This is a genomic window from Endozoicomonas sp. ALB032 (assembly GCF_049310125.1).
Taxonomy (GTDB): domain Bacteria; phylum Pseudomonadota; class Gammaproteobacteria; order Pseudomonadales; family Endozoicomonadaceae; genus Endozoicomonas_A.
The window spans coordinates 6,625,503-6,641,154 of sequence record NZ_JBLYNW010000001.1 but is presented as its reverse complement, the minus strand read 5'-3'; the positions used below and the strand labels follow the sequence as shown (position 1 = coordinate 6,641,154).

The 15,652-nt window shown below is 47.7% G+C and carries 2 protein-coding genes; both read right to left on the bottom strand.

The features are described 5' to 3' along the window. Window positions 1-9: 9 nt before the first annotated feature. On the bottom strand, window positions 10-4,689 hold the full coding sequence (locus ACO6VG_RS24185; protein ID WP_422134658.1) for a hypothetical protein: 4,680 nt from the start codon (window positions 4,687-4,689) through the stop codon (window positions 10-12). Between the two features lie 307 nt (window positions 4,690-4,996). Further along, the gene (locus ACO6VG_RS24180) at window positions 4,997-15,475 is read right to left on the bottom strand and encodes a hypothetical protein (protein ID WP_422476035.1); all 10,479 of its coding nucleotides are present in this window, start codon (window positions 15,473-15,475) and stop codon (window positions 4,997-4,999) included. Window positions 15,476-15,652 lie beyond the last annotated feature (177 nt).

The following is a 15,652-nucleotide window of genomic DNA, read 5'->3' as shown; positions in this document are numbered from 1 at the left end:
ATTGAATGTTTACAACTCGTTCCCTCGCTCTGCGTGGGAATGCATACCTCCCCCAACCGGTGCTCCTTTCAAGGTTGCGGAGGGTTGCTCGGGCGCTGCAGCCCCTGACTCAAAGAAGGCGCCCAGGGTGTAGGAATAAGGAATACTTTCTGCATTGGAGAATGACCATTTGGGCACATTTTCCCTGAAGTATTTCTCCCAGCTATTCTCTGACAGTTTCATGGTGCGATCCCGTCGTTCACGGAATTGCAGGTAGTTTTCGTGCCGAGTCCAGCCGTACGCAGTGTCGCCTGTCTTAACACGGTTTGCGTACTCTTCATCGGTTTCACCATAGCGTTGAGGTGTAGCAATGGTGGTACGTTTCACATATTCATCCTGGCTTTCACCGACGCCCCGCCAGCGATTAATCCTGTCAAGGCTACGACCCAGAGGTCCACCCAGCCATTGAGTGAGCATCTTGTTGTCGTTCATAAAGAAGTCGAAAGTGAGACCCGACGCCAAAGCGAAGCCGAAGGTTTGAGTATAGGTGAACCCGGATATAAGGCTTTGGACGTATGTTCCGATGGTGGCTATCGGACCCAGCACCAGACCGGCTGTGGCCGAGGCCAGCGTTTTTACTTTTTCTGGTGTCATACTGTTCAGCAACGGCATCTGAACCCCTTGTCCGGAACCCATGGATTTCACTATTTCCGGCACCAGACGAGAAAGGCTGCGATAGCTTTGAGGGTTAGCATTGTATTGTCGGGCAAACAGCGCAGAGCCGGTTCTTAACAGAATGACTGAAGAAGCGGCTTTGCCCAGTGGCATGGCAAGTCCGCCCACTTCAGAGATTTGTTCAATGCCGCTGTGGTAGGCATATTGGCCGGTTCGGTCAAGATCAACGCCGTAGCTTTCCAGCCAGTGCTGGAAAGGTGTGAGCATTCTGTGCAGGTAAACACCTCTGTTGGTCAGATCCAGCAGATAGAGAAATGACATGTTTACCAGGGACAGTTTGGCAGCCTGCCAGTGGGTATAAGCAACCAGAAGCGGTTTGTAGCTGGAGTAGTACCAGGTGACAGTCTGTACCAGGAAGGCTGAAGGTTTGACCCAGTAATGCAACAACTGTCGTACAATCGCTGCGGCATGAACTTGCATCAATGTGTCATGAATAATATTGATCAGGTCTGTTTCAGACATCCCGACAGCATTGGCATAGGGTTTCAGGGTATCCTGAATATTGGTCAGGAAGGCTGCCGTCCTTTGGCCATTGTCAAAGGCGATGTCATCAAGAACGTAGTTGGCGATGACAGCCGTTGCATACTCTTTCATGCCGTCAAGAGACTCTTTTATACCCGCTGGGCCATTCACCGTCACGGTCACAGGAGTAAAGGCACTCTTTATGAACTCCTCAACACCCTCGTCAGACAGCATCTGGACAACGCTCTTGAAGTGAGGCAGCTTGACGCCGTGTCTGTAGCCAAGGAAGTGTTCAAATTCAGCCACTGTCTGATAACCATCGACACCCCGGGCGGCTTTTATGTAGTTCTCAAGTTCAATCTTGCTGATCAGACCTTCTCCGATCATTGCCTGCAGGCGGATCGGTGCAAATTTATCGTCAAAATCCAACGTCGTAAGGTCGGGTATTTCCTTACCGCTCTTTACTGCCAGCTCTGCCAGCTCTGCCAGACCCATTGCGGCCTCAAGGGCTTGTTTCTTCAGAGGGTGCTGCTGTACGATGTGGCTCATAATGTACTGAATGTGCTTCTGTCTTGGCGAGAGCTGGAAGGGACCGCTATCATTCTTGACGGCTTTCTTTGCAGCCCTCGCTTCTTCTACGGCACTGAGTGTCTCAGGTACTTCAGGTTTGGCTTTTTGCTGGCCCCGGATGTAAGAATTCTCTATATCCTGTTGATCATTTAATGCCTCAACTCTCTGAAACAGGATTTTTTGTTGAGCCTCCATGGTCTGGATTTTTTCAAGCAGGCGTTCCTGCTGAACGTCAATATCTTCATCGCTATCAAAATCCTGAATGTTTAAATGTGTGGCAATGGTTGCAAAGCGTGCTTTGGTTGCAGCTATTTTTTCAGCTTCTGTTCTGATGTCCAGTTGCCGATGATATTCTTGCCCGACCTCGGCTATCTGCTGCTTCAGGTGCTGTTGAAGAGTGTATTGACGGTATTCCAGGTCATTTACGTTATCCGGAAACAGGCCGAATTGACCTTCAATGTCAGCCAGGTCGTAGTGGATTCTATTGTCGATCAGATCTGTCTCTGCTTGCAGTTGATATCGCAGTTCCTGCTGAATAGTCTCAAAGCGGCCAGCCAGATCATTTTCATTTTTTGGAGTAATACCATGCTCGCTTTCAATGGACGCCAGTATTTTTTTTACAGCCTCTTTCTGAGGCTGTTCCGATTTGCTGATTTTACGAATTTTTCTGCTGACGAGTCTGGCCTGCTCTTCAGGTAACTCGAACACATCCAATTCAATACCAAGCTCATCTGCCAGTTGAAAGTTGTAATCTTCCATGGTTATTAATAGGGGGTCACGGACTTTTTCTCTCAGCGTTGGCATATGATCAACTTTCTGCTTAAATTCCTGCAACCGGTTTTTTTGTTTTTCCAGCTTTTGTATATGCTGAAGATGTTGCTGACCTTCAAAGTTAGTCAGTCTGTTCCAGACTTCTTTATGAGTTAATTTTTCTTGTTGTTGCAGGTGTTGTTGCAGGTGCTGTTGAATGGATTGAAAGCGGGCATCCAGATCGTTTTCATTATCTGGAACAATACCGAGTTGGCCTTCAATAGCGGCCAGATTTGTTCTTACGGTGTCTTTTTCAGGCTGTCCTGTTGCGGCAGCTGCTGTGAAGATTTTATTAATTCTCTCTCTGATGCGTGAGGCTTGCTCTTTTGCTGGCTGGGTATCATCCCAGTTATCAATACCAAGCTCTTCAGCCAACTCAGTGTTGTAAATTTTTGCGACTTTTTCTCTGGCATCACGAACTTGTTGTTGCAGCGCTGGAATTCGTTCGACCTCCTGCTGCATTTTTAGTGACTGGTTTTGCAGTTCTTCCAGCACTTTATGAGTCTGTGCATGCTCATCTTCAGCTTGTTGCTTGAGTTTAAGTGCTCTGAGTTTTTCCCTTTCAAAGCCAGTGTCTATCTCAGCTATGCACTTTAAATGGTTTAGAATATGAGTGAATTCGCCCTCTTTTTCCCGCAGCTCATCTATGTTTTTATAGGTCACACTCAGAAGCCTGGACATGTCTTCCATGACTTTGGAAGCAAACTTCTCGTCGTCACCAGTATCGGCCTGTGCTTTGTCGATATCGCTGAAAATGGGTATCACTTTCTCCATATTCTTAATAAATCGCTGGTCAGTCAGAAGATTTTTAAATGTGCGTTTGAAGCCGAAGTATTTTACCAATTGATAATGCATCCAGGTTGACGTGACGACCGACGAAGTCACTTTGAAGTGTCCTGATGTGAATTCAAATTCATAGGCGCTTTTTGGTGTAGCACTGCTTAACGCTTGCTGGAGAGATTCATAGTATGCAAGCGAAATCAGTTTATCTTTGCTGAATTCAGCATCGTGCTGTGCAGCTAACTCCTCCAGCAGTGTCATCTGCCTGCTTCGAATAATATGCCGGTAGCTTTTGACATTATATTTTTTAACCTTCGTTGATACTGTCTCAGCAGGGTCTTTAGTCCCAGCTTCTTTCAGGAGTTTGTAGAGGTTTTCTACAAAAGCGACATCGGCTGGATTCTGCGTCAGACCATGAAAAACAATAATGTCTTCCCGCGCTTGCACTGCTTCCAGCTTTGGATAACCCGCAGGCAGAGGATAAAGCTCTGGGTTGTCCTCGACGTGTACAACATATCCGACGGGTTTGCTGTGTGCCATCAGATTATTAAGAGACTCCTGTTGTAATTCCTCTTTCAGAACATGAACCTGGATATAGGCAGAAGTGGCTGCAACAAGGAGAGCTTCATCATTGACAAAGAGTGATTGACCCAGACGCTTCAGTTCAGGTGGCTGATCACCCCCTGAGATAAGAATCATGAATGTACGCCCATTCACTTCAACTTGTTCTACTTTGATGGTGGCAAGGGCAACATAGTGATCGCTTGTGCCCAGGTTTTCTGCTCTGTCATTGGCAGCTTCCAGCACTATATAAAGATGTTCGGGTCTGGCTAATTTCGTTGACGGTTCTAATGATGAGATGCAAGCCAATTGATCACTTACAGTGTCAACGATATCCTGATCGGTCATTCCGCCCCTGACTTCAATGACCAGTTCCTTTTCTTCAAGGCTATGGGTGAACTTGAAGACTGCTTCATCACCCACTTTCAGTACTTTGGTGTATTTTTGAGCAACGTTATTCTCGCCTGTTTCAAACAGATCAACAATGGAGACAAGAGTGCTGACGCCGGAAAAAACGTCTGTAAAGTCATCTGAAGGAACCCTGAAACCCTCTCTGACTGGAGTCTGGTCAGGGTAGATGGTGGTAAAAGATTTGGGTATTGGCTGCTGGTCATTCCCTAAAGTTGGCTGAACCTTGACCAGGCTCTGGGTAAACACCCTATATCCATTGTTCGAAATATCGACAGATTTTGTCTGCAGACTGCGGCCGGCCTGTGCGTCTGTAACAATGATGGAAGAGCTGATGGCAACGGCCGCTGCAAGTCGTAATGCATTGGGGCAAGTATTGATCATACTACTACCTCAGAGCTGACCAGCTTGATTACCGTGAAAAGCGATTCCACACCCGACGAGAAAGCAACTTCTAATCGCTCATAGCTGTCAGTTGCTGATAGCTGTTTCGATAAGCCGTTGAAAGAATCTTTTTCACAGTGGCAAAGTCTGTAAGTTGTTGAGTGAATGTGGGTCCCAGCGTGGGAACCCATACCTTATCTCACGCTGTAGAGTCCGGTTTTCAGGGGAGTTATGCCTTCCCACGCAAGACCCACAGGGCCTAAAAGCGTGGGAACGCGTTGTTGGAGTTTTGTACTGGTTTCTGATATCAAAGTTCGTCGCGGGTATTTTTATCTTTATCAAACTCGTGATCAGCCAGTGCTGCTTTCATAGCTGTGGAGGCGGCCTCAGGCGCCGCAGTCCCTGACTCAAATAAGGCACCCAGAGTGTAGGAGTAAGGAATACTTTCTGCGTGGGAGAATGACCATTTGGGCACATTTTCCCTGAAGTATTTCTCCCAGCTATTATCGAGCATCTTCATGGTGCGATCCCGGCGTTCACGGAACTGCAGATAGTTCTCGTGTCGAGTCCAGCCATACATAGTGTTATTTGCTTTAACGCGGTTTGCGTACTCTTCATCGGTTTCACTATAGCGTTGAGGTGTGGCAATGGCGGTACGTTTCACATATTCATCCTGGGTTTCACCGCCGCCGCGCCAGCGATTAATCCTGTCAAGGCTTCGACCCAGAGGTCCACCCAGCCATTGAGTGAGCATCTTGTTGTCGTTCATAAAGAAGTCGAAAGTGACACCGGACGCCAGAGCGAAGCCGAAGGTTTGAGCATAGGTGAAACCGGATAGAAGTCCGTGGGCGTATGCTCCGACAGTGGCCACCGGACCCAGCACCAGACCGGCTGTGGCAGAGGCCAGTGTTTTTACTTTTTGTGGTGTCACCCTGTTCAGCAGCGGTACCTGAACCCCTTGTCCGGAACCCATGGATTTCACTATTTCCGGCACCAGACGGGAAAGGCTGCGATAGCTGTGGGGGTTGGCATTGTACTGTCTGGTGAACAGCGCAGAGCCGGTTTTCAACAGAATGACTGAGGAAGCGGCTTTGCCCAGTGGCATGGCCAGTCCGCCCACTTCAGAGATTTGTTCAATGCCGCTGTGATAGGCATATTGGCCGGTTCGGTCAAGATCAACACCGTAGCGTTCCAGCCAGTGCTGGAAAGGTGTGAGCATTCTGTGCAGGTAATCACCTCTGTTGGTCAGATCCAGAAGATAGAGGAATGACATGTTTGCAAGGGACAGTTTGGCAGCCTGCCAGTCGCTATGAGTTGCCAGAATAGGTTTGTAGCTGGAGTAGTACCAGGTGACAGCCTGTACCAGGAAGGCTGAAGGTTTGACCCAGTAATTATTGAGCTTCTGCTCAACCGCTGCGGCGTGAGCCTGCATCAATGTGTTATGGACAATCTTGATCAGTTCTGATTCAGACATCCCGACAGCATTGGCATAGGGGGTCAGGGTATCCTGAATATTGGTCAGGAAGGCTGCCGTCCTGCGGCCATTGTCAAAGGCAATATCATCAAGAACGTAGTTGGCGATGACAGCCGCTGCGTACTCTGTCATGCCGGCAACAGACTCTTTCATGCCTGCCGGGCCAGTTGCAGTCAGGGTCACAGGAGTAAAGGCACTCTGTATGAGTTCTTCAACACCCTGGTCGGACAGCATCTGGACAGCGGCTTTGAAGTCAGACACCCTGATGCCGTGTTTGTGGCCAAGGAAGTGTTCAAATTCATCCACTGTCTGATAGCCATCAACACCTTTGACAGCTTTCATGTAATTCTCAAGCTCAATCTTGCTGATCAGACCTTCACGCAGCAGAGCTATGATCTTGTTACCGCTGGCAGAACGGGTAGCGAAGTATTCCGAGAAGCTTTTCAGGTCCTTTGGTCCTTGCTCAACGTGGTGAATGCCTGCTAAGCCCATGCCTCGAATTTCGACGTCGTATTGTCGGGCCCCGGCTTCTAAGTGCATCCTGGCCCTGTCCGTCAGAATCTCGATTTCTTTCAGCACATTCCGGGGTTGATCTTCTACAGACCCGGATGGGGATTCCGGGAAGGTGGCCTTCAGGTCATTGAAAATTTCCACAATCCGACCGGCCTGTTCAAACGTCAGTTTGTCTCCGATCATTGCCTGCAGGTGAATGGCTGCAAATTCATCGTCAAAATCGAAACTCGTAAAGAATGGTGTTGCCTTGCCACACTCTATCGCTGCTTCTGTCAGGCCAACTGCGGCTTCCAGAGCTCGTTTTTTGAGAGGGTGCTGCTTCGTGAATTTGTGGATGGCGTTCAGAACTTTTTCCTGATCCGGGGAGTACTGGAAGGGACCGCCATCACTTATGACGGCTTTTTCTGCAGTATTCAGGGCTTCCTTCAGTTTCACAATGTCTGCTTTTTGGGTTTCAATTTCGCCTTCCAGGCGGGCCTGTTCCTGAATCTCTGCCAGTGATCCGAGGTCATCTTTTATCCGGGTGTTCAGATTTTTTGCGGCAGCTTCGTCGTCTTCATCCGGAACAGGGTGAACGTCATTGCCCATCATAACGGCCAATTTTTTGCGTGGAAGATCATTCAGCTTACGATGAAGCCATTCCAGCTTGGTTTCAGCTGCCAGTATTGCTCGCCTGGCCATGGCAACATCACGATCAAGAACGTAGCGGGGTTTAGGTCCCAGGCGAGCCATTTGCCTGTCAAGCGCATCATCGATAGCTGCGATACGCTCATTAACGTCAAGCTGGACCGCTTTGAAAAATTCTGCCTCCAGCTGCTCAAGTTTTGCCTCAATCAGACTATTTTGTTCGTCTATACCGGCATCATCTCCATAGTCCTTAATATCAAGTTGCTCAGCAATTTTATTGTTTTTGATCCTTCTGACACCTTCATCGTCATAGATTTCGTTTACTTCTTTCCTTAATTTCTGAATTCTGCTTCTCAGTGCGTACTGTTTAGACAGTTTTGAATCGTCGTCATAAAACTCTATCTGCAGATCAGTGGCCAGTTTGGCCAGGAAAGTTTTGCCTCTTGCTTTTGCAGCAGGGTTTTTATCAGGATCGATATTGAGCTCTTTCTCCAGAGCAACAAGGTACTCTGCCTGTTTTTCTATGGCTCGCTTATCCGATTCTTTGACTATAAAGATAAGACGATCACGAATACATAAGAGTCTGAGATCCATTCTCACCTGCTCCAGATCTTCCTGCGACCTGTCAATTTCCGGCCAGAGGTTCATGTCCATCTGATCCAGCTGATAATTGGAGATATCACCATCATCAAGCCTTGTAAGAATGCTCTTCAGTCTTGCTGCCTTGTGATCATCTTCATCGGCTTTGATGTTGAGTAAGTTTTCCAGATAACTCAGTGTCATCAGGGCCTTATTCTCTGAGTGCTTTCTGGCTTCTCTGATGAATGCCCTCATGTCTACAGAAATGTCCATGCGACGCAAATACACATCTTGCTCCTTAGTGAGGCGTTCATCCTTCAGTACTTTTTCTGCGGCACGAAGTGTTTGCAGTACTTCAGACATGGCTTTTGGATGGCCTGGTGTTCTGATGTCTTCCAGTTCTTGTTCCAGCTCTGCAAGCTGGGAGAGCTTGTCACGAACTATTAACTCCAGGGCAGCACGATCTTCAGGAACCCGATCTAAACCAATAACCGCCGCCAGGGCATCTTTTCTGGCCAGGGTGTAAGAATGCTCTATATCCTGTTGATTGGCCATTGTATAAAGTTGTTGACGCAGATCTTGCTCGCGGGCATTTATTTCCTCAAATTTTTGAATCAGGAGTTCTTGTTGAACGTCAATATTTGCATTGCTATCAAAACCCTGGATGTTTGAATGTTCAGCAATGGTCGCAAAGCGGGCTTTTATTTCAGCTTCTTTTTCAGCCCTTGTCCCGGTGCTCTGTTGCTGAAGAAGTTGCTGAAGATCTTGCTGAAGATGTTGCTTTTGTTGAGTGATCCGGGCTAACCGCTGCTTAATGTCTCGTTTAACGGATTTATGAAGGACTTCCGGTTCATTGTCTGAAGTAAAATCGTACCAGCTTGCAATGGCAGGCAGTTTTTTCTTTAATTTTTCTTCCTGATAGTGTGCTGTTGAGGCAATGGAAGCTGTTGCAAACGGCGTTGCGCTGACGGGTGTTGAGGCAATGGAAGCTGTTGCAAGCGGCATTGCGCTAACGGGTGTTGAGACAATAGAAGCCGTTGCAACTGGCATTGCGCTAACGGGTGTTGGGGCAATCGAAGCTGTCGCAACCGGCGTTGCGCTAACCGGTCTTGAGGCAATGGATTTTACGCTAACCGATTGCCTGGTTTCATGAATTTTCTGGCCTTTTATCCGGGTGTTCAGATTTTTTGTGGCCGCTTCGTCGTCTCCATCCGGAGCAGGGTGAACGTCATTGCCAATCGTAACGGCCAATTTTTTGCGTGGAAGATCATTCAGCTTACGATGAAGCCCTGCCAGCTTATTTTCAGCTACCAGTATTGTTCGCCTGGCCATGGCCAGATCACGATCAAGAACGTCTCTGGGTTCAGGTCCCAGGCGAGCCATTTGCCCGTCAAGCTCATCATCAATGGCTGCGATACGAACATTAACCTCAAGCTGACGCGCTTTGAAAATTTCTGCATCCAGCTGTTTAAGTTTTGCTTCAATTAGACTATTTTGTTCGTCTATACCGGCATCATCTCCATAGTCCTCTTCTCTGGTATAAGGGAATTGTTGTTTCATCTTTGAAAGAAGCAGATCTTGTTGAAGATTTAGTTTCTTGAGTTCTTGAAGCAGATGTTTTTGTTGATCGCCAATATCTGCATTGCTATCAAAATTCTCAATGTTTAAATGTGCGGCAATGGTTGCATAGCGGGCTTTGATTTCAGCTTCTATTTCAGTCTCTGTGCCTGTACTCTGTTGCTGAAGAAGCTGCTGTTGTTGAGCGATTTGGGCATTCTGCTCCCCAAGGTGTTGCCTAATGGTCTGACAGCGAACTTCCGGGTCTCTTTCGATACCAGGGGTCAGGCCGAGCTGACCTTCAATCCAGGCCAGCTTATTCTCGACTTCGCTAAAATCGGCTAATTCTGCATGTTTTTGCTGCAGGTACTGTTGCACAAACTGACAGCGGGCAAGCAGATCATTTTCGTCGTCTGGAGTAATATTGTGCCTGCTTTCAATGGCCGCCAGAGTTTCTTTGAAAGCTTCTTGCGGAGTTTGTGCGGTTGCGGCATTCGTTGTGGTCACCGATAATGTTGCAGTCACCAATGATGTTGCGATGACCGGTGTCGGGGCGATCTTTGTTGGCGCAATCGTTGTCGGGGTCATTGATGATGCAGTAATCTGAGCTACGGTCGCCGGTTGCTTGAGATCACGAATTTTCTGTCTAATGAGGCTGTCTTGTTGTTCCAGTGGCTGGGTATCATCCCAGTCATCAATTTCGAGCGCTGCTGCCAACTGAATGTTGTAATTTTTTCTGTTTTCCTCCATTGACTCAGGGGCTTCTTTTTTCGGTATTGAAATTCGATTAACTTCATCCTGAAGAAACTTTAGCCAGTTTCTCCGTTTTGCCAGTTCTTCCTGGTTCTCAACATGTTGCAGATAAGCCCTGCGTGACTCCTTCTGAATGCCCTGATGCAGGCTCAGGAGGCGGACTTCAGGGTCATCTTCGTTTTCCGGAACCAGGCCGAGTTTATTTTCAAAGAAAGTCAGTCTTTCCAGAATTTCCGGATAGGGTAGTTCTTCGTTTTGTTCCAGGCGCTGTCGCCGTGGAGTGAAATGAAGGGCAGCCGGATCTTCTTCATCGACCGAAGTAATGCCGCGCTTTTGGCTAATGGTCGGCGGTTTTGCTTTTACAGCTTCTTCATCAGACTGTCCTGTTGTGGCAACCGATGGTTTTATTTTATTAATTTTTTCTCTAATGAGCCTGGCTTGTTCTTCGGATGACTGGCTATCATCCCAGTCATCCATACCAAGCTCTGCTGCCAGTTGCGCGTTGCGAACTTTTGTGGCATCGGCTCTGGCAGTGAGTATTTGTTGTTCCAGCTCTGAGATTCGTTTGTCTTCCTGTTGGTGTTGATTCTGAAAAGGTTGTTGAGCAGTCTCTGTTACCTGCTGCTTCAGGTGTTGCTGAATGGCCTGGTGACGAGCTTTAAGGTCATCATTGTTTTCCGGAACCAGACCGAGATGACTTTCAAAGGCAGTCAGTTTTTCCCGAACTTCCTCATCGGCCAGTTCGGTGTTTCCTTGCAGCCGCTTTTGAATGAGCAGAAGGGTGGCCGGATTGTTTTTGTTGACCGAAGCAATCCCACGCCTGCCACTAATGGCCGCAGATTCTGCCGTTACAGCTTCTTCATCAGGCTGACCTGTTGCGGCCATTGATCTGTATATGTCATTAATTTTTTCTTCTATGAGTCTGTGTTGTTCTTCGAGTGGCAGGAGTTCATTCCAGTCATCAATACCAAGCCTTGCTGCTGTATGAGCGTAGTTAGCCTGCCTGGCAATTCTCCTGACAGTAAGAATTTGCTTTTGCAGCTCTGGAACCATATCGGCTTTCTGCACAAGCTTCTCTAACTGGTTTTCCTCTTCTATCTGCATGGCCGACGGTTCCGCCTCTAAAGTTTCTTCATCAGACTGAGCTGTTGTGACAACCGATGGTTTTATTTCATTAATTTTTTCTCTAATGAGCCTGGCTTGTTCTTCGGGTGACTGGGTATCATCCCAGTCATCCATACCAAGCTCTGCGGCCAGTTGAGCGTTGCGAACTTTTGTGGCAGCTGCTCTGGCAGTGAGTACTTGTCGTTTCAGCTCTGAAATTCGTTTGTCTTCCTGTTGCTGTTGATTCTGAAAAGGTTGTTGAACGATCTCGGTTATCTGCTGCTTGAGGTGCTGTTGAATGGTCCGGTGACGGGCTTTGAGGTCATCATTGTTTTCAGGAACCAGGCCGAGATGATCTTCGAAGATAGTCAGTTTTTCCCGAACTTCCTCATCGGTCAGTTTGGTGTTTCCTTGCAGCCGCTTTTGAATGAGCAGAAGGGTGGCCGGATTGTTTTTATTGACCGAAGCAATCCCACGCCTGCCACTAATGGCCGCTGGTTCTCCCGTTAAGGCTTCTTCATCAGGCTGACCTGTTGCGGCCATTGATCTGTATATATCATTAATTTCTTCTTCTATGAGTCTTTGTTGTTCTTCGAGTGGCAGGGTATCGTCCCAGTCATGAATACCAAGCCTTGCTGCTGTATGAGCGTAGTTAGTGTTCCTGGCAATTCTCCTGACAGTAAGAAGTTGCTTTTGCAGCTCTGGGACCGTATCGGCTTTATGCACAAGTTTCTCTACTCCAGTCTTCAGAAGCTTCTCCAACCGGTTTTTCCGTTTTCTCAGCTCTCTTTGACTGACATCAAATGCCTCTTGTTCAAGGTGTTTCAGAATGTTCTGGTGACGGGCTTGCAGGTCATCTTCTTTGTTCGGGACCAGTCCGAGCTGGTCTTCCAGGTCAGACAGTTTTTCCTGAAAGTCCTCGTCGGGTTGTTCCGGATTTTGTTGCCGCTGCTCGTGGGTGATCAGAAGGGGTTGTTGAACAATCTCGGGTGCCTGCTGCTTGAGGTGTTGCTGAATGGCCCGATGACGGGCTTCAAGGTCATCATTGTTTTCCGGAACCAGGCCGAGATGACTTTCAAAGATAGTCAGTTTTTCCTGCACTTCCTCATCGGATAGTTTGGTGTTTTGTTGCAGCTCCTTTTGAATGAACAGAAGGATCCCCGGATTGTTTTTATTGACCGAAGCAATAACACGCCTGCCACCAATGGCCGCCGGTTCTGCTGTTACAGTTTCTTCATCAGGATGGCCTGTTGCGGCCATTGATCTGTATATGTCATTAATTTTTTCTTCTATGAGTCTGCGTTGTTCTTCGAGTGGCCGGGCTTCATCCCAGTCATCAATACCAAGCTTTGCTGCTCTCTGGGCGCAGCGAATTTTTCTGGCATATCTCTTGACAGTAAGAAGTTCCTTTTCCAGCTCTGGAACCCTACCGGCTTTCTGCACAAGTTTCTCTAACTGGTTTTCCTCTCCTATCTGCAGAAGCTTCTCCAACCGGTTTTTCCGTTCTCTCAGCTCTCTTTGACTGACATCAAATGCCTCTTGTTCAAGGTGCTTCAGAATGTTCTGGTGACGGGCTTGCAGGTCATCTTCTTTGTTCGGGACCAGTCCGAGCTGGTCTTCCAGGTCAGACAGTTTTTCCCGAATTTCCTCGTCGGGTTGTTCCGGATTTTGTTGCAGCTGCTCGCGGGTGATCAGAAGGGTTGCCAGCTGGTCTTCATCGACCAGAATAATGCGACCTTTTTTGCCAGTGCCCGCCGGTTTTGCTTTTACAGTTTCTTCATCAGGCTCTTCTGTTGCGGCAACCGATGGTTTGATTGCCTGAATTTTTTTTCTGATGAGTCTGGCTTGTTCTTCCAGTGGCAGGGTATCGTCCCAGTCATCAATACCAAGCTCTGCTGCCGTTTGAGCGTTGCGGTCTTTTGTGGCATCTGTTCTGGCATCATGAACCTTTTGTTCCAGCTCTGGAATTCGTTTGGCTTCCTGCTGAAGTTTCTGTAACTGGTTTTTCTGTTCTTCCTGCCCCTGCTGTTGATCCTGAAAAAATTGTCGAGCGGACTCAAGCGCCATCTGCCTGAGGGTTTCGAGAATGCTACGGAAGCGGGCTATCAGGTCTTCTTCGTTATCCCGTGTCAGACCGAGCTCATCTTCTGCCATAGCCAGTGTCTGTTGGGCCCCCTCAAAGGTTAGTTCTGACTTTTGTAGCAACTGCTCGTAAATGCCTCTAAAGCGGGCATTAAGATCGTCTTTATCGACCGGAGTAATATGGAAAATGGTTTCAATGGCTGCCATTTCCATACGTATAGCCTGTTTATAAAAATGAGCTTTTCCTGTTGCCGCCACCATTTGGTTGATTTCATTAATTTTCTGTATGATTATTCTGGCTTGTTCTTCGGTTGGCTGGGTATTATCCCAGTTATCAATACCAAGCTCCTTTGCCAGTTGACTGTTGTATACTTTTGAGGCGTCTGCCCTGGCATCAAGAACTTGTTTTTCCAATGCCGGAATTCGTTCGACTTCCTGCTGCGGTTTCTGTGACCGGTTTCGCAGTTCTTCCAGCGCTTTACGAGTCTGCGCAAGCTCTTCTTCAGCCTTCTGCGCAAGCTCATGTTTGAGTTCAAGGGCTCTGAGTTTTTCCTTTGCATTGTCCTCCAGGTGTTTTAGAAGCCTGTTGTACTCGCCTTCTTTTGTCCGCAGCGCCTCTATTTTGTTATAGGTATTAATCATCTGCGCTGACATGCCTTTCACGACTCTGGCAGCAAACTCTTCATCTCCATCGGCCTGCACTTTTTGGACAACTCTGATAAAGGGTATCAATTCTTCCATATTCTGAATAAAGCGCTGGTCAGTCAGAAGAGTTTTCATTGCGCTACGGAAACCGAAGTGTCTTACCAGTTGATAATGTATCCAGGTTGGCGTGAGGACTGATGAAGTGACTTTGAGATGTTCTAATGTGAGTTCAAATTCATCCGTTCTATAAGGCCTGGCGCTGTATAATGCCTGCTGGAGAGATTCATAGTATGCAAGCGAAGTCAGTTTATCCTTGCTGAATTCAGCATTGCCCTGGGCAGCCAACTCCTCCAGCAGTGCCCACTGCCTGCTTCGAATAACATGCTGGTAGCTTTTGACCTTATATGTTTTAACCTTTGTTGTTGCGTGAGTGAGGCCATCAGGCTCAGCTTCTGCCAGAAGGTCATATAGGTTTTCTACAAAAGCGATATCGGCTGGATTCAGTTTCTGACTATAGAAAACAATAGTATCTTCCTGAGTATGACTGGGTACCAGCTTTGGATAACCCGAAGGCGCAGGGTAAACCCTTGTGGAATCTTCTCTTTGCATAACATATCCGACGGGTTTGCTCAGTGCCAGCAGTCTATCAAGAGCCTCCTGTTGCAACTCCTCTTTCAGGACATGAACCTGGATGTAGGCCGAGGTGGCTGCGGCCAGAAGCGCTTCATCATTGACAAAGAGCGATTGAGTAAGGCGGGTCAGTTCAGGGGGTTGATCGCCCGAAGCGATGAGACGCATAAACGTTCGCCCATTCACTTCAATGGGTTCTACTTTAATGGTGGCGAGGGCAACATAGTAGTCGCTTGTGCCGAGGTCTCCTGCTCTGTCATCAGCACCTTCCAGGACCGCATGCAGTTGTTCGGGTCTGGCTATTTTCGTTGAGGGTTCTAATGACGGTATGACCGTTAATTGATCACGAACAGCGTCAATGGTCTCCTGGTCGGTCATTCCGCCTCTGACTTCAATTATCAGCTCCCTTTCTCCAAGGCTATGGGTGAACCTGAAGACTTCCTCATCACCCACCTTCAGGACTTTGGTGTATTTCTGAGCAACGTCATTCTCGCCCGTTTCAAACAGATCAACACTGGTGACGTCAGCACTAACGGCAGAAAGAATGTCTGTAAAACCCTCAGAGGGAACCGCACAGCCTTCTCTGGCTTGGGTCTGATCAGGGTAAGTAGTGGTAAAGGATTTGGGTATTGGTTGCTGGTCACCCGCTAAAGTTGGCTGAACACTGACCAGACTCTGTGTAAACGACAGATGTTCGTCGTTAGAGATATCAAGAGATTTTGTCTGCAGCTTGCGCTCGGTTATTGCCTGTGTACTGATGATGGAAGAGCTGAGGGCAATGGCTACTGCAAGGCTTAATGCATTGGGGCGGGCATTTGTCATTCTACTACCTCAGAGTTGGTACTTTGATTACAGTGAAAAGTGTTTGCCACACCTGGCGAGGAAACAGCTTACAAAGGCTCATGGCTGTCAATCGCTCATGGCTGTCAATCGTTCATGGCTGTTACGGTAAGCTGTTGAGAGAATTTAGTTCACAGTGGAAAATCTGCTAGCTGTTAA